General features: G+C 71.5%; 18 protein-coding genes and 1 tRNA gene. 12 read left to right on the top strand and 7 right to left on the bottom strand.

The genetic code is table 11. The features are described 5' to 3' along the window. Positions 1-38 precede the first annotated feature (38 nt). The 6 genes from ACFC0Z_RS24730 (at position 39) to ACFC0Z_RS24705 (ending at position 4,135) form a co-directional block, all read left to right on the top strand. Positions 39-1,364: a diaminopimelate decarboxylase gene (locus tag ACFC0Z_RS24730; protein WP_376441843.1), complete on the top strand. Its 1,326-nt coding sequence runs from the start codon at positions 39-41 to the stop codon at positions 1,362-1,364. Positions 1,365-1,436: 72 nt separating this feature from the next. Beyond that, positions 1,437-1,934: an SRPBCC family protein gene (locus tag ACFC0Z_RS24725; RefSeq protein ID WP_376441841.1), complete on the top strand. Its 498-nt coding sequence runs from the start codon at positions 1,437-1,439 to the stop codon at positions 1,932-1,934. A gap of 150 nt (positions 1,935-2,084) precedes the next feature. After that, a complete protein-coding gene (locus ACFC0Z_RS24720) occupies positions 2,085-2,471 on the top strand; it encodes a hypothetical protein (protein ID WP_376441838.1) in 387 nt (128 codons plus the stop codon). Further along, a complete protein-coding gene (locus ACFC0Z_RS24715; protein WP_376441835.1) occupies positions 2,468-3,286 on the top strand; it encodes a transcriptional regulator in 819 nt (272 codons plus the stop codon). The genes ACFC0Z_RS24720 and ACFC0Z_RS24715 overlap by 4 nt, the downstream gene beginning before the upstream one ends. 41 nt (positions 3,287-3,327) lie before the next feature. Then, positions 3,328-3,717, top strand: a complete 390-nt coding sequence (locus ACFC0Z_RS24710; protein ID WP_376441833.1) for a roadblock/LC7 domain-containing protein — start codon at positions 3,328-3,330, stop codon at positions 3,715-3,717. Between the two features lie 46 nt (positions 3,718-3,763). Then, positions 3,764-4,135: a hypothetical protein gene (locus tag ACFC0Z_RS24705; protein ID WP_376441830.1), complete on the top strand. Its 372-nt coding sequence runs from the start codon at positions 3,764-3,766 to the stop codon at positions 4,133-4,135. Between the two features lie 25 nt (positions 4,136-4,160). On the opposite strand, the gene ACFC0Z_RS24700 is transcribed toward ACFC0Z_RS24705, so the two are convergent. Both ACFC0Z_RS24700 and ACFC0Z_RS24695 read right to left on the bottom strand, forming a co-directional pair. Next, entirely contained in the window at positions 4,161-4,997 is an 837-nt protein-coding gene (locus ACFC0Z_RS24700; protein ID WP_376441828.1) for a MurR/RpiR family transcriptional regulator, read from the bottom strand. A gap of 337 nt (positions 4,998-5,334) precedes the next feature. Further along, complete coding sequence (locus ACFC0Z_RS24695) at positions 5,335-6,717, bottom strand: cystathionine beta-synthase (RefSeq protein ID WP_376441826.1); 1,383 nt, start codon at positions 6,715-6,717, stop codon at positions 5,335-5,337. Positions 6,718-6,829: 112 nt separating this feature from the next. Here ACFC0Z_RS24695 and ACFC0Z_RS24690 point away from each other — a divergent pair, with 112 nt between their 5' ends. The 3 genes from ACFC0Z_RS24690 to ACFC0Z_RS24680 all read left to right on the top strand — a co-directional run bounded on the left by ACFC0Z_RS24690 (position 6,830) and on the right by ACFC0Z_RS24680 (position 10,266). Further along, positions 6,830-7,849, top strand: a complete 1,020-nt coding sequence (locus tag ACFC0Z_RS24690) for an SGNH/GDSL hydrolase family protein (protein WP_376441823.1) — start codon at positions 6,830-6,832, stop codon at positions 7,847-7,849. 124 nt (positions 7,850-7,973) lie between these two features. Further along, a complete protein-coding gene (locus ACFC0Z_RS24685; protein ID WP_376441821.1) occupies positions 7,974-9,194 on the top strand; it encodes an acetyl-CoA C-acetyltransferase in 1,221 nt (406 codons plus the stop codon). 235 nt (positions 9,195-9,429) lie between these two features. Continuing rightward, complete coding sequence (locus tag ACFC0Z_RS24680) at positions 9,430-10,266, top strand: hypothetical protein (protein WP_376441818.1); 837 nt, start codon at positions 9,430-9,432, stop codon at positions 10,264-10,266. Positions 10,267-10,297: 31 nt separating this feature from the next. Here ACFC0Z_RS24680 and ACFC0Z_RS24675 read toward each other — a convergent pair whose 3' ends face one another. After that, entirely contained in the window at positions 10,298-10,627 is a 330-nt protein-coding gene (locus tag ACFC0Z_RS24675; RefSeq protein ID WP_376441816.1) for a hypothetical protein, read from the bottom strand. 30 nt (positions 10,628-10,657) lie between these two features. Next, positions 10,658-11,539 carry an alpha/beta fold hydrolase gene (locus tag ACFC0Z_RS24670; RefSeq protein WP_376441813.1) on the bottom strand — a complete coding sequence of 294 codons (882 nt, stop codon included), beginning with the start codon at positions 11,537-11,539 and terminating at the stop codon, positions 10,658-10,660. 112 nt (positions 11,540-11,651) lie between these two features. Between ACFC0Z_RS24670 and ACFC0Z_RS24665 the strand changes: the two genes are divergently transcribed. After that, positions 11,652-12,212, top strand: a complete 561-nt coding sequence (locus tag ACFC0Z_RS24665; protein ID WP_376441810.1) for a TetR/AcrR family transcriptional regulator — start codon at positions 11,652-11,654, stop codon at positions 12,210-12,212. Positions 12,213-12,308: 96 nt separating this feature from the next. Here the strand turns inward: ACFC0Z_RS24665 and ACFC0Z_RS24660 are convergent, their stop codons facing one another. Both ACFC0Z_RS24660 and ACFC0Z_RS24655 read right to left on the bottom strand, forming a co-directional pair. Further along, entirely contained in the window at positions 12,309-13,211 is a 903-nt protein-coding gene (locus tag ACFC0Z_RS24660) for a Bax inhibitor-1/YccA family protein (protein WP_376441807.1), read from the bottom strand. A gap of 159 nt (positions 13,212-13,370) precedes the next feature. Next, a tRNA-Leu gene (locus ACFC0Z_RS24655) sits at positions 13,371-13,458 on the bottom strand. 345 nt (positions 13,459-13,803) lie between these two features. Between ACFC0Z_RS24655 and ACFC0Z_RS24650 the strand changes: the two genes are divergently transcribed. Both ACFC0Z_RS24650 and ACFC0Z_RS24645 read left to right on the top strand, forming a co-directional pair. Continuing rightward, a complete protein-coding gene (locus ACFC0Z_RS24650) occupies positions 13,804-14,634 on the top strand; it encodes an ABC transporter ATP-binding protein (protein ID WP_376441804.1) in 831 nt (276 codons plus the stop codon). 65 nt (positions 14,635-14,699) lie between these two features. Next, a complete protein-coding gene (locus tag ACFC0Z_RS24645) occupies positions 14,700-17,231 on the top strand; it encodes an ABC transporter permease (RefSeq protein ID WP_376441802.1) in 2,532 nt (843 codons plus the stop codon). Between the two features lie 59 nt (positions 17,232-17,290). Here the strand turns inward: ACFC0Z_RS24645 and ACFC0Z_RS24640 are convergent, their stop codons facing one another. After that, positions 17,291-18,595 (bottom strand): class I SAM-dependent methyltransferase, encoded by a 1,305-nt coding sequence (locus ACFC0Z_RS24640; protein WP_376441799.1) that lies wholly within the window; start codon positions 18,593-18,595, stop codon positions 17,291-17,293. Between the last annotated feature and the right edge of the window lie 190 nt (positions 18,596-18,785).

The following is an 18,785-nucleotide window of genomic DNA, read 5'->3' as shown; positions in this document are numbered from 1 at the left end:
GGGCGGCTTCACCCGAATCGGTGACCCCGGGTGATGGGATGGCCCCCATGGCCTCCTACCGTCGTGATCTCGCCGTCCGAGCCTCCGTCGACCAAGGACTCCTCTCCCCCACCGAACCCGTCGTCGCGCTCCTGGACACCACCGGCATCCGCGCCTCCGCCGCCGCCCTGACCAGCGCTTTCGCCGCCGTCACCGACGCCACCGTCCTCCACGCCTTCGCCGTCAAGGCCGCCCCGCTCGTCCCCGTCCTGCGCCTCCTCCACGAGGCCGGGCTCGGCGTCGAGGTCGCCAGCCCCGGCGAGCTCGCCCTCGCCCGCGCCGCCGGGATCCCGCCCACCCACACCGTCCTCGACTCCCCCGCCAAGACCCCCGCCGAGCTCCGCGAGGCCCTCGCCCTCGGCATCGCCGTCAACGCCGACAACCTCCAGGAGCTCGACCGGCTCGACGCGCTCATGGCCTCCGCCCCCACCGCCTCGCACCTCGGCCTGAGAGTGAACCCGCAGGTCGGAGCCGGTTCCATCGGCGCGCTCTCGACCGCGACCGCCACCTCCAAGTTCGGCGTCGCCCTGCGCGACGAGGGCGCCCGCGACACCGTCGTCCGCGCCTTCCTCGACCGCCCCTGGCTCACCCGCCTCCACACCCACACCGGCTCCCAGGGCGTCCCGCTCGCCCTGATGGCCGAGGGCGTCGCGGAGACGTACACGCTCGCCGAGGAGATCAACCACAAGGCGGGCCGGCAGCAGATCGACACGATCGACATCGGCGGCGGCCTCCCGGTCAACTTCGCCTCCGACGAGGAGACCCCCACCTACGCCGAGTACGCCGGGCTGCTCGCCGACACCGTCCCCGGCCTCCTCGACGGCCGCTACCGCCTCGTCACCGAGTTCGGCCGCTCCCTGCTCGCCAAGCACGGCACGATCCTCGCCCGGGTGGAGTACACGAAGACCTCCGGCGGCCGCCCCATCGCCGTCACCCACGCGGGCGTCCAGGTCGCCACCCGCACGGTCTACGCCCCCGACTCCTGGCCGCTGCGGATCCTCGCGTACGACGCAGAGGGCCGCCCCCGCGCCGGCGAGACCACCGTCCAGGACGTGGCCGGACCCGCCTGCTTCGCCGGCGACCTCCTCGCCACCGGCCGCGAGCTGCCGCTCCTGCGCCCCGGCGACCTCGTCGCCGTCCCGGACACCGGCGCGTACTACTTCGCCCACCACTACGCGTACAACACGCTCCCCCGCCCCGCGGTCCACGGCTACACCCTCGGCGAGGACGGGGCCGTGACCTTCTCGACCGTCCGCAGGGCGCAGACGCTCGCCGAGATCGTCGCGGAGGCGGGCGGGGCCGAGGCCGACGCCCTCCTCGGGTAGCGGCGTCGCCGTTTCGGCAGCGGCGTCGCCGTTCGGGTAGCGGGAGGCGGGCGCCCCGGCTTCGATGAAGGCATGACCAGTACGGGTACGGGCTCCACCACCTCCGTCGTCGTCGAGCGCCGGGTCGCCGCCTCCCCCGGACGCGTCTGGGAGGCGATCACCGACCTCCGGGACATGCCCCGCGTCCTCTCCGGCGTCGAGCGCGTCGAAGTCCTCACCCCCGGCGGCTTCGACGTCGGCACCCGCTGGCGCGAGACCCGGCGGATGCTCGGCAAGGAGGCCACCGAGGAGATGACGGTGACCGAGTGCGAGCCGCCCGACCGGTACGTGACCGTCGCCGAGTCGCACGGCATGCGGTACGTCTCCGAGCTCACCCTCACCCCCGCGGCCGGGAGCCCCGACGGCAGGGCCGCCACGACCCTGCGGATGACCTTCTCCGCCCGGCCCGCGAACGGCCGCTCCCCCGGCTTCGCCGCCCGGCTGCTCGCCCGCTTCGGAACGAAAGCGGTCGCGAAAGCGCTCACGAAGGACCTGTCCGAGATCGCGAGCGCCGTGGAATCGCGCATGTGAGCGACTTCGAACGGTACGGCTCGATCAATTCCCGCCAGCCGTCGGCATGTTCCGATGGAAAATGCCAGAACACCCCCCGAACACCAATGCGTTGAGTAACGTCACGGACACCGCCGTTCGTCCGCGCGCCGCATCGGGAGGGGAGTCCGCATGCCCGGAATCGACGAGTGCCTGATGGAGGCCATGACCCTGCCGGGTGCCCGGGGAGCCTCCCTGGTCGACTGGACCAGCGGACTCGCCCTCGGCACGGCCGGCGAGTCCCCGGTCGGCGACCACGAGACGACGGCCGCCGAGACCGCCGAACTGGCCCGCTCCGCGGCCGAGTTCGACTCCTTCGCCAAGAGCGAGGGCGACCTCGGGCCACCCGTCGAGGACCTGATCGTCACCACTCGCGTCGGCTACCACGTCCTCCGCTTCGTCGAGACCTCCTTCGACAGCAGCGTCTTCCTCCATCTCTGGCTCGACCGCGACACCGGCAACCTCGCCCTCGCCCGGATACGCCTCCAGGACATCGCCGAAAGGCTGGTCCTCGGATGAGCCCGACCGCCGCCACAGCCGCCGCCCCCGCCACGCCGGTCTCCCCGATGCTGGTCCGCCTCGCCGCCGAGAGGGCCACCGGCGCCCTGCTCCGCGACCACGGCACGCTCTACCTCGTCGACGGCCGCGTCGTGCACGCCGAATCCCCCGCCGCCCCCGGCGTCGACGTCCTCCTCACCACCGGCGGACGCCTCCCCCGCGAGAACTGGGACGAGGCCGTCGACCGCGCCGGCGCCCACCGCGCCGTCGGCCGCTTCCTCGTCGACAGCGGCCGCCTCCACGACGGCGAGCTGGAGATCTGCCACCTCGGGGCGGTCTTCGACGCCGCCTTCTTCGCCCTCTCCCCCACCAGTGGACCCACCCGCTTCCGGTACGGGGTCGGGCACTGGTTCGGCACCGTGCGCCCCGTCTCCGCCGAGGCCGTCGAGCGCGAGACCGTCCGCCGCCGCGAGCTCCTCGACGCCGTCTGGCCGTACCCCGCCGTGGACACCGCCCCCGTCGTCCCGCGCCCCGCCGCCCCCGGCCAGACCGTCGGCGCCCGCCAGCGCGCCCTGCTCGCCGCCGCCGACGGTGAGCGGACCCCGGCCGAACTCGCCCGCCTGCTCGGCCGCCCCGCCTTCCACACCCTGCTCGACGTCCGGCGGCTCGCCGCGGCCGGACTCGTCGAGACCCCGTCCGCACCCGAGACCCCACCCGTACCCGAGACCGCACCCGCGCCCGTACCCACCCCCGTACTCCCGGAGTACGCGCGCGCGACCGACCCGGACATCGCGCTGCTGCGCCGGCTCCGTGACGCCCTGGAGGCACACCTGTGATGAGGCGTGCCCTGCGCCTGCGCGCCGAAAGGAAACAGCTCATGACGGCAGAGACCGAGGTACTCGGCGAACTCAGACGACTCCGCGCACGGCTGCCCCAGCTGACCGGGGCCCTCGCCGCCAGCGCCGACGGCCTCGTCCTCGCCCACGACACCGCCGACGGCGAGGCGGAGAGCGTGGCCGCCCTCACGGCGGCGGCGCTCGGCGTCGGCCAGCGGCTCACCGACACCACCGGCCAGGGCCGTTTCCGCGAACTCCTCGTCCGCGGCGAGAACGGCTACGTGGCGACGTACGCGGCCGGCGGCGCGGCCGTCCTGACCCTGCTCGCCGAACCCCGGATCAACGTCGGCCGGCTCCACCTGGAGGCGCGCAGATCGAGCGCCCGGATAGGGGAGCTGGTCGACGGCGCACTGGACCTCAACCGCCTCTGATCACCCGTCCCACCGAAACCGGCACATCGAGAAGGAAGACGACACCATGGCGAACACCGAGACGTCCCTCAAGGAAGCCTCCACCATCGACGGCGCGATCGGCGCGGCCCTCGTCGACTACACCAGCGGCATGGCGCTCGGCACCATCGGCGGCGGCAAGGAGCTCGACCTGAACGTGGCCGCGGCGGCCAACACCGACGTCGTACGCGCCAAGGTCAAGGCGATGGAACACCTCGGTCTGAACGACGAGATCGAGGACATCCTCATCACCCTCGGCAAGCACTACCACCTGATCCGCCTGCTCAAGGGCCGCAACATGAACGGCCTCTTCCTCTATCTGGCCCTCGACAAGGAACGGGCGAACCTGGCGATGGCCCGCCACCAGCTGAAGCGGATCGAGTCCGAACTGGAGCTCTGAGACTCTCTCGCTCCACCTGTTCGACCTATTCGACGAACAGCCCCCGGGCCACCGCCTTGGCGTCGAACTCCTCCAGGCGCGCCTGCGCGTCGGGGAGTTCGTCGGCCATCGCCTCCAGGAGGACGCGCCCGAGCATCATCGGCGCGCAGGCGGTGTCGAAGGCGAGCCCGGTGCCGACGGCGGCCGGGATCAGGACGTCGCTGTGGGCGGCGACGGGCGCGAAGGCCGAGTCGGCGACGGCGACGACCTGGAGGCCCGCCGCCCGCGCGTACTCCAGGGCCTCGACGACCTCCTTGGGGTGCCGGGGCAGCGCGAAGCAGAGCAGCGCCGTGGCCCCGGCCCGTACGGCCGCGTCGACGCGGTCCGTGAGCATCGAGCCGCCCTCGTCGAGGAGCCGGACGTCCGGGTGGACCTTCGCGGCGAAGTAGGCGAAGCCGCGCGCCTGCGAGGAGGCGGCCCGCAGCCCGAGCACGAGCAGCGGCCGCGAGCCGGCGAGCAGCCGCCCGGCCCGTTCGACGGGCGCGGGGTCGGCGAGCAGCCCGGCGAGGTGCCGGAGGTTCTCGATCTCGGCGAGCACGGCCTGCTGGTACTCGTTCTCCTGCGCCTCCTGGGGTTCGGCCTCGGGCGGCGCGACCTCCCGCAGGTGCTTCCGGAGCGCGGGATAGCCGTCGAAGCCGAGCGCGACGGCGAACCGCGTGACGGACGGCTGGCTGACCCCGGCGAGCTCGGCGAGCTCCACGCTCGACAGGAACGGCACGTCGGCGGCCCGCCGCACCATGCAGTGCGCGATCCGCCGCTGGGTCGGCGTCAGCCGATGCCCCTCGAACAGCGCCTGCAGCCGCCCGGCCGGGCTGTCGCTCATGCCGTCCCCTCACCTATTCAGCCACCAGAAACCCTGCATAAGGATATGCAGAGCGGTGGAGGCGAGGGAAGGGAAGGGAGTAGCGCGGGGACCGCCGCACCCCCTGCGAAGGGGGGCGGGACGACGGCGGTCCCCGCGAGGGACGCGGACCCCGGGTCAGGGCCGGTCTCCACGTCCGCGACGTCTGAGGAGACCCGGGAGCCGCTCCGGAAGTCCGTGACGTCGACATCCACCAATGTGCCGGACCCGTGTTAAGCGGGTGCTGCGCGCACGTGTCGCGTACGTACCGGTTGTGCGAAGCCCGCCCGGAGGCGGACCCCGCACCGGCAGACTGGACCTACTTGCCGCCGCCCGCGAGGAAGGCGAGGAGGTCCTGGCGGCTGACGACGCCGGTCGGCTTGCCCTCGACGAGGACGATCGCCGCGTCGGAGGAGCCGAGGACGGCCATGAGGGCCGCGACGGGCTCGCCGGAGCCGACCTGCGGCAGCGGCGTGCTCATGTGCTGCTCCAGCGGGTCCTCCAGGGAGGCCTGCTTGGTGAAGAGGTGGTCGAGGAGCTCGCGCTCGACGACCGAGCCGACGACCTCGGCGGCCATGACGTCGGGGTGGCCGGCGCCGGGCTTCACGATCGGCATCTGGGAGACGCCGTACTCGCGCAGGACCTCGATGGCCTGGCCGACGGTCTCGTCCGGGTGCATGTGGACGAGCGAGGGCATGACGCCCTCCTTGTGCCGCAGGACGTCGGCGACGGTGGCGGTGGAGGTGTCCTCCAGGAAGCCGTGGCCGGCCATCCACTCGTCGCTGAAGATCTTCGACATGTACCCGCGGCCGGAGTCCGGCAGCAGCACGACCACGACGTCCTCGGGACCGAGGTCGCGGGCGACCTCAAGGGCCGCGACGACGGCCATGCCGCAGGAGCCGCCGACGAGGAGGCCCTCCTCCTTCGCGAGGCGGCGGGTCATCTGGAACGAGTCCTTGTCGGAGACGGCCACGATGCGGTCCGTGACGTTCCGGTCGTAGGCGGTCGGCCAGAAGTCCTCGCCGACGCCCTCGACGAGGTACGGGCGGCCGGAGCCGCCGGAGTAGACGGAGCCCTCCGGGTCGGCGCCGATGACCTGGACCTTCCCGCCGCTGGCCTCCTTGAGGTAGTTGCCGGTGCCGGAGATGGTGCCGCCGGTGCCGACGCCCGCCACGAAGTGCGTGATGCGGCCGTCCGTCTGCTCCCAGAGCTCGGGACCGGTGGTCTCGTAGTGGGAGCGCGGGTTGTTCGGGTTGGAGTACTGGTCGGGCTTCCAGGCTCCGGGGGTCTCACGGACGAGGCGGTCCGAGACGTTGTAGTACGAGTCCGGGTGCTCGGGGTCGACCGCCGTCGGGCAGACCACGACCTCGGCGCCGTACGCGCGCAGCACGTTGATCTTGTCGAGCGACACCTTGTCGGGGCAGACGAAGATGCACTTGTAGCCCTTCTGCTGGGCCACGATCGCCAGGCCGACGCCGGTGTTGCCGGACGTGGGCTCGACGATGGTGCCGCCGGGCTTGAGCTCGCCGCTCGCCTCCGCGGCCTCGATCATGCGGATCGCGATGCGGTCCTTGACCGAGCCGCCGGGGTTGAAGTACTCGACCTTGGCCAGAACGGTCGCCTGAATGCCCGCTGTGACGTTGTTGAGCTTCACCAGCGGGGTGTTGCCGACGAGGCTGATCATCGAGTCGTGGAATTGCACCGTAATCTCCGGGGTCTCCGTAATGGTGTGGCCAGCGTATGCGTAGTCGGAGCTCCTTACGGGGCAGTTAGACCCTGAACGGCTTGAAGGACGCGAAGGAGGGGACGGCCCCATGTCGAGAGCACGGGTGGCGCGGAGGATCGCCGCGGGTGCGGCGTACGGCGGCGGGAGCATCGGTCTCCTCGGGGTGGCCGCGGTCGGCCTCCTGTTGACCGAGATGCAGCTGGCGAAGAGGTCGGTGGGGACCGGGACGGCGCCGCTGCCGCCCGTGGCGGACGGCCTGTACGGCCGCTCGTTCGGTACGGAGAACCCCCTGCGGCTGGCCCTTCTGGGTGATTCCACGGCCGCGGGCCAGGGGGTGCGGCGATCGGGTCAGACGCCCGGGGCGCTGCTCGCCTCGGGGCTCTCCGCCGTGGCGGAGCGGCCGGTGGTCCTGCGGAACGTGGCGCTGTCGGGGGCCCGCACGGACGACCTGGAGCGTCAGGTGTCGCTGCTGCTCGCGCTGCCCTCGGGTCCCCCGGACGTGTGCGTGATCATGATCGGGGCGAACGACGTGACGCACCGGATGTCGCCGACGGAGTCGGTACGGCTCCTGGCGGCGGCGGTCCGGCGGCTGCGGACGGCGGGCGCGGAGGTCGTGGTCGGCACCTGTCCCGACCTGGGGACGATCGAGCCGGTCTACCAGCCGCTGCGCTGGCTGGCCCGGCGGGCCTCCCGGCAGCTGGCCGCCGCGCAGACGATCGTGGTGGTGGAGCAGGGCGGGCGGACGGTGTCGCTGGGCGACCTGCTCGGTCCGGAGTTCGCGGAGAACCCGCGCGAGATGTTCGGTGTGGACAACTTCCACCCCTCGGCGGAGGGGTACGCGACGGCGGCGATGGCGATGCTGCCGACGCTCTGCGCGGCGCTCGGCGTCTGGCCGGAGACGGACCGGGTGGAGCCGGCGCGGCGGGAGGGCGTGCTGCCGGTGGCGAAGGCGGCCGCGGCGGCGGCGAAGCAGGCGGGCACGGAGGTCACGGCGGTCCGGGCGCCGTGGGCCCTGCTCAAGCACCGGCGCCGCCGGCACCTGACCGCGGCGGAACCGCCGGCCGCGGAAGCGGACCCCGCCGCGGCCCCGCAGGACGCGCAGGCGTGACGCCCCCTGCTGAGCGAGCGCTTAGAAAAGAGGCCGGTGTCACACCGTCGCGCCGGTGACCCCTGCGGTACGTACAGGTAACTTCCCTTTCTGTCCGCCCGTTCCACACCCTCATGGAGCCGTGATGCCCGAAGCCGTGATCGTCTCGACCGCCCGTTCCCCCATCGGCCGGGCCTTCAAGGGCTCCCTCAAGGACCTGCGGCCGGACGACCTCACCGCGACCATCGTCCAGGCGGCCCTGGCGAAGGTGCCCGAGCTGGACCCCCGGGACATCGACGACCTGATGCTGGGCTGCGGTCTGCCCGGCGGCGAGCAGGGCAACAACCTGGGCAGGATCGTTTCCGTGCGGATGGGCATGGACCACCTCCCGGGCTGCACGATCACCCGCTACTGCTCCTCCTCGCTCCAGACCTCCCGCATGGCGCTGCACGCCATCAAGGCCGGCGAGGGCGACGTCTTCATCTCGGCCGGTGTCGAGATGGTCTCCCGCTTCGTGAAGGGCAACTCGGACTCCCTGCCGGACACGCACAACCCGTTCTTCGCCGAGGCCGAGGCCCGCACCAAGGCCGTCGCCGAGTCCGAGGGCTCCACCTGGCACGACCCGCGCGAGGACGGCGTCGTCCCGGACGCCTACATCGCGATGGGCCAGACCGCGGAGAACCTGGCCCGCCTCAAGGGCATCAGCCGCCGGGAGATGGACGAGTTCGGCGTACGGTCGCAGAACCTCGCCGAGCAGGCCATCAAGAACGGCTTCTGGGAGCGCGAGATCACCCCGGTGACCCTGCCCGACGGCACGGTCGTCTCGACGGACGACGGCCCGCGCGCCGGCGTCACCCTGGAGGGCGTGGAGGGCCTCAAGCCGGTCTTCCGCCCCGACGGCCTGGTCACCGCCGGCAACTGCTGCCCGCTCAACGACGGCGCCGCCGCGCTCGTGATCATGTCGGACACGAAGGCCCGCGAGCTCGGCCTGACCCCGCTGGCCCGGATCGTCTCCACCGGCGTCTCCGGCCTCTCCCCCGAGATCATGGGCCTCGGCCCGGTCGAGGCCTCGAAGCAGGCCCTCAAGCGCGCCGGTCTCACCATCGGCGACATCGACCTGGCGGAGCTGAACGAGGCCTTCGCGGCCCAGGTCATCCCCTCGTACCAGGAGCTCGGCCTCGACCTGGACAAGGTGAACGTCAACGGTGGCGCCATCGCCGTCGGCCACCCCTTCGGCATGACGGGCGCCCGCATCACGACCACGCTGATCAACAGCCTCCAGTTCCACGACAAGCAGTTCGGCCTGGAGACGATGTGCGTGGGCGGCGGCCAGGGCATGGCCATGGTGATCGAGCGCCTGTCCTGACGGACGCCGTCTAACCGTCCCGTGTTAGAGCCGTGACCTAATCTCCCCCAGGATGTGACCTACGTCCCGGGGGAGGTGTATTTTCGCAGGTCAGAGCGGTTTCAGGACTAAACGCCAGGCATAAATACCTGTCCAATTCGTGACGTAATGCACTGACAGCTCGTACCGCCTCACGACAAGCTGATGTAGGAAGTCGGGGGATCGACTCGGAATCGGGAGTACGTCAGTGAGCGCCATGTCTCTTGCCCTGCTGCTGACCACGGCCGCTGCCACGGCCGTGGGCGCTGCTGCCCTGCATGCCGTCCAGGGTCTCCGCAAGGAGGTCGCCGCCCTGCGCGGAGAGCTCGCGCCGGGCCACGGCGCCACCGTCCCGGCGGCCCGCGCCACCCCGGCCGCGGAGATACGGGCCGCGGTCACGGAGGCGCTGGCGGAGGAGCGCGAGCGCGAGCTCGCGGAGGCGCGGGCCTTCTGGGCCGCGCAGGAGGCCCGGGACGCGGCCGACGCCCCGTCGCTGCTCGGCGGGCTCGGCGGAGCGGTCGAGGACGGTCCGTTCTTCGTCCCGCGCCAGGCCGACTTCGCCGGCCTGGAGGCGATGGCCCTGGAGGCGATGGAGGCCGAGGCCGCCGCGCTCGACGGCGCCGACAGCCTGAACGACTTCGCGGACGCCCTGGACGAGTTCCCCGAGGACTCGGCCGAGCTGGCCGCCGCCCGCCGCCGTCACCCCTCGCACCCGGACTTCGTGCCGGTGCAGACCCCGGTCGTCACCGACCACGAGCGGACCGTCGCCCGCCTGGAGGAGCTCGCGGACACGCGGACGGCCCTGACGGACGTGCGCCCCGGCCCGCTCGGCACCCTGGACGTGTACGTCTTCGCCGACGGCACCACCCTCTGTATGACCCCCGGCCACCGCGAGACCGCCGAGCGCCTGGCCGAGGCCCTGCGCACCGGCCGGACCCCGGTCCTGCTCGGCGGCTCGGGTGTCTCGGGCGCCTTCGCACTGACCTTCTCGTACGGCGACACGGACGAGGAGAACGTCTACATCCTCGCGGACCGCGTGATCGCCTCGCTGTAGGACCGAAGACCGAACCGCAGTCCGGAGGGGCTCACAGCCCCGAGCGCTCCTGCGCCTCCCGTACGAGCCGAACGGCCTCGTCCAGCTCCCCCCCGTGGGAGCCGGCCGGGGCCGTTCGCAGGATCTCCGCCAGGTCGTTCCCGGCGACGACGAGCTGGTCGGCGACGGTGAAGACGCCCGCGTCCGGCATCGCCAGGGGCTCGCGGTCCGGGTTCTCGGCGCGCTGGGCGCGGGCCGCGAGCTCGCGGGCGAGCCCGAGCCCCTCGGCCGCCGCCCCGCGCTGGAGCCTGCTCTGCGGGGCGGCCCGCAGCCGGTCGGCGAAGCGCTCGACGGCGACGGTCAGTTCACTCGTATCACTCACGCCGTGACCCTACGGCACGGGGCACCGTCGTCACTTCGCGTGCCGGCCGAGGAAGTCCCTGACCAGCTCCGCGATCTCCTCGCCGTGGGTCTCCAGGGCGAAGTGGCCCGCGTCGAGGAGGTGGATCTCGGCGTCCGGGAGGTCCCGGGCGAAGGCCTCCGCGCCGGCCGGTCCGAAGATCTCGTCGCCGCGCCCCCAGGCCGCGAGGAGCGGCGGGCGGTGGGTGCGGAAGTACTCCTGGAAGGCCGGGTAGCCGTCCAGGTTGAACTGGTAGTCCCAGAACAGCTGGAGCTGGACTTCCTTGTTGCCGGGCCGGTCGAGGCCCGCCTGGTCGAGGGTCCAGGTCTCGGGCGCGATCCGGTCGAGCCGGTCGGCGGGGACGCCGTGGGTGTACTGCCAGTGGGTCGCCTCGGCCGTGAGCAGTTCCCGGACGCCGGCCTCGTGGGTCTCGCGGTCCTCGGCGTGGGCGAAGAGGACGTCCCAGAAGGGCGTGAAGCCCTCCAGGTAGGCGTTGCCGCTCTGGGTGACGATCGCGGTGACGCGCTCGGGGTTCCGGGAGGCGATCTTCAGGCCGATCGGGGCTCCGTAGTCCTGGATGTAGAGCGCGAAGCGGTCGACGCCGAGGTGGTCGAGGAGCTTCAGGGTGACCTCGGTCAGCTTCTCGAAGCTGTACGCGAAGTCCTCGACGGCCGGTGCGGCGGAGGCGCCGAAGCCGATGTGGTCGGGGGCGATCAGGTGGTACGAGTCCGCCAGCTCGGCGATGAGGTTCCGGTACATGTGCGAGCTGGACGGGAAGCCGTGCAGCAGGACGAGGGTGGGGTTGGCCGGGTCTCCGGCCTCCCGGTAGAAGACGTCGATCCCCCCGTCGACGTCGACGGTGACGGTGTGCGTGCGCTGGGCGAAGGCGGACATGGCTGACTCCCCAATGGCGGTTTCCGGTGCGGACCGACCGGGAGAACGGTCGTTCTCCCGATGCCCTGTAGACTACGAGAACGATGGTTCTCCACGCAAGGGGTGGTCGGAAATGGATGCGGAAACCGCCGAGCTGAAGCTGCTCGACACCGCCGCGCGGCTCTTCGACGAGCGGGGGGTGCAGTCCGTCGGCATGGACGCGATCCGCACGGCGTCCGGCGTCTCGCTCAAGCGGCTCTACCAGGTCTTCCCGTCCAAGGAGCTGCTCGTGGAAGCCGTCCTGAGGCGCCGTGACGAGGCCGTACGGGCCGCCGTGACCGCCCATGGCTCCCAGGCCGCCCACGGGCCGTACGAGCGCGTCCTGGCCGTCTTCGACTGGCTCGGCGACTGGTTCGCGGAGCCCGACTTCCGCGGGTGCGCGTTCATCAACACCTTCGGGGAGCTCGGCGGGGTCGCCCCGGCGGTCACCACGATCGCCCGCGACCACAAGGAGGCCCTGCGGTCCTACTTCGCGGCCCAGACGGACGCCCTCGGCGCCCCGCCCGTCCTCGCCGACCAGCTGGCGCTGCTCGCCAACGGCGCCATGGCCGTCGCGGGCATCAACGGCTCCCCCGAGCCGGCCGCCCAGGCGAAGGCCGCCGCCCGGGTCCTGCTGGACGCGGCCACGGCGTAGCGCGTACCGGCGCAGCGCGTACGCGAAAGGGCCCGCCCGGCACGAAGCCGGACGGGCCCTTCCCCCGAGTCAGGGGCCCCCTAGGGGGTCGGTGCGTCAGTCGTCGCCCTGGAGGATCGACAGGAGACGCAGCATCTCCAGGTAGATCCAGACCAGCGTCATGGTCAGACCGAAGGCGGCCAGCCAGGCCTCCTCGCGCGGCGCGCCGTAGTTCACGCCGTCCTCGACCTGCTTGAAGTCGAGGGCGAGGAAGCAGGCGCCCAGGATGACGCCGATGACACCGAAGAGGATGCCGAGGCCACCGCTGCGGAAGCCGAGGCCGTCACCGCCGGCGAAGATCCCGAAGAGCAGGTTCACCAGCATGAGCAGCATGAAGCCCATGGCGGCGGCCATCACGAAGCCGTAGAAGCGTCGGTTGACCCGGATCCAGCCCATCTTGTAGGCGATCAGGACGCCGGCGAAGACCGCCATCGTGCCCAGGACCGCCTGGACGACCACGCCGTCGGCGATGTACGTCGAGACGGTGGCCGAGATGACGCCGAGGAAGACGCCCTCGAAGGCCGCGTAGCCCAGGATCAGGGCCGGGGACGGCTTGCGCTTGAAGGACTGCACCATCGCCAGGACGAAGGCGACCAGGGCGGCGCCGATGGCGATGCCGTAGGACTTGCCCAGGTTGGCCTCGTCGACCGGCAGGAGGAACCAGGACAGGACGGCGGTGAGCACGACCGTACCGAGCGTCATGGCCGTACGGCTCACGACGTCGTCGATCGTCATCACGTTGCCGCGCGCCTGCTGCGGCGCACCGGTCGCGGTGTCCTGCGGGGCGTACGGGTTGGTCGCGTACGGGTTGGTGGTCGCGCCCTCGGCGTACGGGTTGCCCGTCGCGTACGGGTTGGCTCCGGCGGGGCCCCCGGCCTGCGGCTGCTGCGCGTTCACGCCCGCGTAGCCGTTGTCGCGGCTGAACCCCCGTCGCGAGAAGACCGGGTTGCTGCTCCTCATCTCACTCCTCCATGGCAGACCGCACGGCGCGGCCTTGCGTCAAGAGTAATGCGTAGGCAAAGGAAACTCCCTAGTGCTCGGGGAGGATCTTTTCCCCGGCGGGGAGCCCGTGAAGAAGGAGGGACGAGCCCGGGCCCCAGGCACTCGCCTGCGGCCCGGTGGTGCCCGGAACCGGATTCGAACCGGTACGACCCGAGGGTCAGCGAGGTTTAAGCTCGCGGTGTCTGCCAAATTCCACCATCCGGGCCCGCCGCGAGACCTCCGCGTTGGCACAGGAGCCTATCGGGGCCTTTCCCCCGTTCAGCGGAACATGGGCCCGATGTTGTCTTATTTTATTGACGTCTGAGGGTGCGTCAGCGCAGGTGAGGGCGTTTTCCCCGAACTGTGACGGGGCTCGCAGGCGCAAAGCGGCACCCCCTGGAATGACGAAAACTCGTCGCAGGTCTGTCACCTCTGCGAGAAGCCCCGCGAGCACGCCCGCGTCAGGGGCGACGTCATACCTCAGGAGGACGGGGAGGCCCCCCGGTCCGACTCCAGGCTGTCCCGGGAACGGGCACGTGGACGGACGTATCGCGGCGGAACGGCCGAGACGATGGAGGAGTTCCCCAGCAGCCGTGAACCGGCGGCCCCCGCAGCGACAGGAGTCCCCCTCGTGACCACCACCTCCACCGTGCCCCGCGCCACCGCGGTGGCCGCCCGCGCCACCGACCTCTCGAAGGTCTACGGACAGGGCGAGACGCAGGTGGTCGCGCTCGACCACGTCTCCGTCGACTTCCGGGCCGGCGAGTTCACCGCGATCATGGGCCCCTCCGGCTCCGGCAAGTCCACGCTCATGCACTGCGTGGCCGGCCTGGACTCCTTCTCCTCCGGCTCCGTGCGGATCGGCGAGACCGAGCTCTCCTCCCTCAAGGACAAGCAGCTCACCCAGCTCCGCCGGGACAAGATCGGCTTCATCTTCCAGGCGTTCAACCTGCTGCCGACCCTGACGGCCCTGGAGAACATCACGCTCCCCATGGACATCGCCGGCCGCAAGGCCGACAAGCAGTGGGTCCAGCAGGTCATCGACATGCTCGGCCTCTCCGGCCGCCTCTCCCACCGCCCCTCCGAGCTCTCCGGCGGCCAGCAGCAGCGCGTGGCCGTGGCCCGCGCCCTCGCCTCCCGCCCCGAGATCATCTTCGGCGACGAGCCCACCGGAAACCTGGACTCCCGCTCCGGCGCCGAGGTCCTCGGCTTCCTCCGCAACTCCGTCCGCGAGCTCGGCCAGACCGTCGTCATGGTCACCCACGACGCCGTCGCCGCCTCCTACGCGGACCGCGTGATCTTCCTCGCCGACGGCCGGATCGTCGACGAGATGCTGCGCCCGACCGCGGACGGCGTCCTCGACCGCATGAAGGCCTTCGACGCCAAGGGCCGTACGAGCTGACGCGGGCCGCGCCCCGCTCCCGTACCCGCCCTCCTTTCAGGACCTCAGGACCCAGGACCCCACCCATGTTCCGTACCGCCCTGCGCAACGTGCTCGCGCACAAGGCGAGGCTGCTGATGACCGTCCTCGCCGTCATGCTCGGCGTGGCCTTCGTCTCCGGCACCCTCGTCTTCACCGACACCCTCTCCCAGGCCTTCCGCAACCAGTCGGCCAAGAGCTACGACGACGTCGCCGTCGCCGTCTCCCTGCACCCGAGCGCCGATGAGGCCCGGAAGACCCCCGGTCTCTCCCAGGCCGACGTCGACAAGGTCGCGAAGCTCGACGGGGTCGCCTCCGTCTCCCCGCGCGTCGACGGCTTCGCCGGCGTCCCCGACAAGGACGGCAAGCTGATCGGCGTCGGCTGGTCCAACAAGGGCGCCAACTTCGCCCCCGGCCCGGACGGCAAGGACCGCGCGTACGCCTTCACCGCGGGCGAGGGTCCGGCCCGCGCCTCGCAGGTCGCGCTCGACAAGGAGACCGCCGACAAGGGCGGCTACAAGGTCGGCGACACCGTCCGCGTCGCCACCAACGGCCCGGTGAAGGAGTACACCCTCTCCGGCGTCTTCACGACCGAGGACGGGGCCGTCAACGCGGGCGGCAGCCTGGTCCTCTTCGACACCCCCGTCGCCCAGAAGCTCTTCCTGAAGCCGGGCTACTACCAGGACCTCACCGTCACCGCCGCCCCCGGCGCGAACGCGGACAAGATCCTCGACGAGGTCACCACGGTCGTCCCGAAGGCCGCCACCGCCCAGACGGGCAAGGCGCTCGCGGACGACCAGGCCAAGATGATCGAGAGCGGCCTCGGCGCGCTCAACCAGGTGCTCCTCGCCTTCGCCGGCATCGCGCTCTTCGTCGGCATCTTCCTGATCTCCAACACCTTCACGATGCTGGTCGCCCAGCGCACCAAGGAACTGGCCCTGATGCGCGCGGTCGGTGCCTCGCGCAAGCAGATCACCCGCTCCGTCCTCATCGAGGCCGGCATCGTCGGCCTGATCGCCGCCGCCGTCGGCTACGTCCTCGGCATCGGCATGGCCGTCGCCCTCCGCTCCGGCATGAGCGCCTTCGGCATGAAGGTCCCGGACGGCGACCTGGTCCTCGGCACCACCCCCGCCCTCGCCGCCTTCGGCGTCGGCGTCGTGATCACCATGCTCGCCGCCTGGCTGCCCGGCCGCCGCGCCGCGAAGATCCCGCCGGTCGCCGCGATGAGCAGCGTCCACGCCACCGCGAGCACCAAGTCGCTCGTCGTACGGAACTCCATCGGCGCCCTGTTCACCGCGATCGGCGCCGTGCTGATCGTGCTCGGCGCGGGCCAGGGCGGCGACGAGGGCCGCATGCTCGTCGCGGGCGGCGCCTTCGTCACCCTCATCGGCGTCATCGTCCTCATCCCGTTCCTGTCCCGGCCCGTGATCGCCCTGATCCGCCCCTTCTTCGTGAAGGCCTTCGGGGTCTCCGGCAAGCTCGCCGGCCTCAACGCGGTCCGCAACCCGCGCCGCACCGGCGCCACCGCCTCCGCGCTCGCCATCGGCCTGACCCTCGTCACCGGCCTCTCGGTGCTCGGCGCGACCGTCGGCAGCGCCCTGGACAAGGCGACGGTCGACCAGGTCAAGGCCGACTACATGGTCGCCATGGCCAGCGGCACCGGCCTCAGCGAGGAGGCGCTCACCGCCCTGGAGAAGGCCCCCGGCGTCAAGGCGGTCTCCCCGCAGCAGGCGGGCGACCTCCAGATCAAGGGCAGCTACGTCTCCGCCTCCGGCGTCACCCCCGGTGACATCGACCAGGTCCTCAAGCTGACCGTCAAGGAGGGCTCCCTCGGCTCGCTCGGCAAGGGACAGATCGCCGTCGACGACAAGACCGCCGAGAAGCGCGGCCTGAAGGTCGGCGCCACCGTCCCGGTCGAGTACAGCGACAGCCGGAAGGGCAAGCTGACCGTCGGCGCGATCTACGAGGGCAGCGAGTTCGTCTCGCCGGTCCTCGTCGACAAGAAGATCCTCGACGCCCACACGGAGAAGCCGTACATCGGCCAGATCTTCGTGAAGATGGACGGCGGCGCCACCGCCGCCGGCGAGCAGGCCCTGCAGAAGGCGATGGGCGACAACCCGGCCATCAACGTCATGGACCACAAGGAGATCCGGGACACCTTCGGCGGCCCGATCAACATGATGCTGAACATCATGTACGGCCTCCTCGGCATGGCCCTGATCATCGCCGTCCTCGGTGTCGTCAACACCCTCGCGATGTCCGTCTTCGAGCGTCAGCAGGAGATCGGCATGCTCCGCGCGATCGGTCTCGACCGGGCCCGCGTGAAGCGGATGGTCCGCCTGGAGGCCGTGGTCATCTCGGTGTTCGGCGCGGTCGTCGGCATCGGCCTCGGAGCCTTCCTCGGCTGGGCCATCGGCGAGACCCTCAAGAACAACATCCCGGGCTACGCGCTCGTCCTGCCCTGGGACCGGATCGGCCTCTTCCTGGTCCTGGCCGCCGTGGTCGGCGTCCTCGCCTCCCTGTGGCCGGCCCGCAGCGCCGCGAAGCTGAACATGCTCTCCGCGATCAAGGCCGAGTAGCCACGGCCGTACGGTGAACGGAAGAGGGCCGCCCCCGTGTGGGGGCGGCCCTCTTCCGTTCACTCCTGCCAGACGCGTGGCCGCAGCGCCGTCCCGCTCTTCCCCGACACCGGGGTCTTCACGGCGAGGAACTGGTTCACGCCGATCCGGTTCCGTTCGAAGGAGACGGCGGAAGCCGCCATGTAGAGCCGCCAGATGCGTGCCCGGCCCGGCGAGGTGAGGAGGACCGCGCGGGCCCAGTCGGCCTCCAGGTTGGCGACCCAGCGGCGCAGCGTGAGCGCGTAGTGCTCGCGGATCGCCTCGACGTCACGGACCTCGAAACCGGCCGCCTCCAGGGTGGAGAGGGTGCGGCCCATGGGGGCGAGCTCCCCGTCGGGGAAGACGTACGCGTCGATGAACGGATCGATCTCGTAGGCCGTCTCGTCGGGCTCGGGGCGGCGCGAGATCTGGTGGTTCAGAAGCCGGCCGCCGGGCTTGAGGAGCCCGTACAACGTGTCCGCGTACTCCCGGTACTTCACCTCGCCGACGTGCTCGGCCATGCCGATCGAGGAGATCGCGTCGTACGGGCCGTCGTCGACGTCCCGGTAGTCCTGGACGCGGATCTCGACGAGGTCGGCGAGGCCCTCCTCGGCGACGCGCTTGCGGGCGTAGGCGGCCTGTTCGCGGGAGAGGGTGATGCCGACGACCCGGGCCCCGTACTCGCGGGCCGCGTGCATCGCCATCGAGCCCCAGCCGCAGCCGACGTCGAGGAGCCGGTCGCCCTCGGAGAGGTGGAGCTTGCGGGCGACGAGGTCGAGCTTGTCACGCTGGGCGTCCTCCAGACTCCCGTCCTCAGTCCAGTACGCGCAGCTGTAGACCATGGAGGGGCCGAGGACGATCTCGTAGAAGTCGTTGCCCACGTCGTAGTGGTGGCTGATGGCCTGTTTGTCACGTCGGCGGGTGTGGCGGCTGCCGGTGCGGCCGCGCATCTCCTCGGCGGGCGGCGGCGGGGGCGGCAGGGGTCCGGCGAGCCGGAGCAGGCTGCGGACGGCGGTACGGACGCGGGGGTCGGCCACCCGGTCCCGGAGCGCGGCGAAGCGGCTTCCGGTCTCGCCGGGGCGCTCCCAGAGGAGGCCCGAGAGATGGTCGAGGACCTCGTACAGATCGCCCTCGACGTCGATCTCGCCGGCCACCCAGGCGCGGGCGAGGCCGAGTTCACCGGGCTTCCAGACCATCCGTCGCAGGGCGCGGCGGTCGCGGACGATCAGGACCGGGGCCCCGGCGGGTCCGGCCTCGCTGCCGTCCCAGGCCCGCAGTCGCACCGGGAGCGGTCCGCCGAGAAGCTCCTCGGCGAGGGTCGTCAGCCGCGACGCGGCGTCGGCCATGATGCACACCTCCGTGATCTCGTGCCCCAGAAATGCTCGTCACCAAGGGAACACCCTCCGTGGAGGATTCCCTTCCCGACGCAGCGCGACGCCTCGTGACTCATGGCCGAAAACACGCGAAGGGCCGTCCGCACCACGGATGGCGGACGGCCCTTTTACGGCCTTGCGTGTACTGCTCTGGGTACTGCTG

It is taken from the genome of Streptomyces sp. NPDC056144 (genome assembly GCF_042264145.1).
In the GTDB taxonomy this organism is placed as follows: domain Bacteria; phylum Actinomycetota; class Actinomycetes; order Streptomycetales; family Streptomycetaceae; genus Streptomyces.
The sequence above is the reverse complement of the archived record's forward strand: the minus strand, read 5'-3'. Positions and strand labels throughout refer to the sequence as shown.

Excerpts from the sequence above, each read along its gene's own strand:
- ACFC0Z_RS24650 (WP_376441804.1), top strand. The coding sequence starts at position 13,804 with ATGGAGGAGTTCCCCAGCAGCCGTGAACCGGCGGCCCCCGCAGCGACA.
- ACFC0Z_RS24710 (WP_376441833.1), top strand. The coding sequence starts at position 3,328 with ATGACGGCAGAGACCGAGGTACTCGGCGAACTCAGACGACTCCGCGCA.
- ACFC0Z_RS24645 (WP_376441802.1), top strand. The coding sequence starts at position 14,700 with ATGTTCCGTACCGCCCTGCGCAACGTGCTCGCGCACAAGGCGAGGCTG.
- ACFC0Z_RS24720 (WP_376441838.1), top strand. The coding sequence starts at position 2,085 with ATGCCCGGAATCGACGAGTGCCTGATGGAGGCCATGACCCTGCCGGGT.
- ACFC0Z_RS24730 (WP_376441843.1), top strand. The coding sequence starts at position 39 with ATGGCCCCCATGGCCTCCTACCGTCGTGATCTCGCCGTCCGAGCCTCC.
- ACFC0Z_RS24705 (WP_376441830.1), top strand. The coding sequence starts at position 3,764 with ATGGCGAACACCGAGACGTCCCTCAAGGAAGCCTCCACCATCGACGGC.
- ACFC0Z_RS24665 (WP_376441810.1), top strand. The coding sequence starts at position 11,652 with ATGGATGCGGAAACCGCCGAGCTGAAGCTGCTCGACACCGCCGCGCGG.
- ACFC0Z_RS24680 (WP_376441818.1), top strand. The coding sequence starts at position 9,430 with ATGTCTCTTGCCCTGCTGCTGACCACGGCCGCTGCCACGGCCGTGGGC.
- ACFC0Z_RS24715 (WP_376441835.1), top strand. The coding sequence starts at position 2,468 with ATGAGCCCGACCGCCGCCACAGCCGCCGCCCCCGCCACGCCGGTCTCC.
- ACFC0Z_RS24660 (WP_376441807.1), bottom strand. The coding sequence starts at position 13,211 with ATGAGGAGCAGCAACCCGGTCTTCTCGCGACGGGGGTTCAGCCGCGAC.
- ACFC0Z_RS24690 (WP_376441823.1), top strand. The coding sequence starts at position 6,830 with ATGTCGAGAGCACGGGTGGCGCGGAGGATCGCCGCGGGTGCGGCGTAC.
- ACFC0Z_RS24700 (WP_376441828.1), bottom strand. The coding sequence starts at position 4,997 with ATGAGCGACAGCCCGGCCGGGCGGCTGCAGGCGCTGTTCGAGGGGCAT.
- ACFC0Z_RS24685 (WP_376441821.1), top strand. The coding sequence starts at position 7,974 with ATGCCCGAAGCCGTGATCGTCTCGACCGCCCGTTCCCCCATCGGCCGG.
- ACFC0Z_RS24640 (WP_376441799.1), bottom strand. The coding sequence starts at position 18,595 with ATGGCCGACGCCGCGTCGCGGCTGACGACCCTCGCCGAGGAGCTTCTC.
- ACFC0Z_RS24725 (WP_376441841.1), top strand. The coding sequence starts at position 1,437 with ATGACCAGTACGGGTACGGGCTCCACCACCTCCGTCGTCGTCGAGCGC.
- ACFC0Z_RS24670 (WP_376441813.1), bottom strand. The coding sequence starts at position 11,539 with ATGTCCGCCTTCGCCCAGCGCACGCACACCGTCACCGTCGACGTCGAC.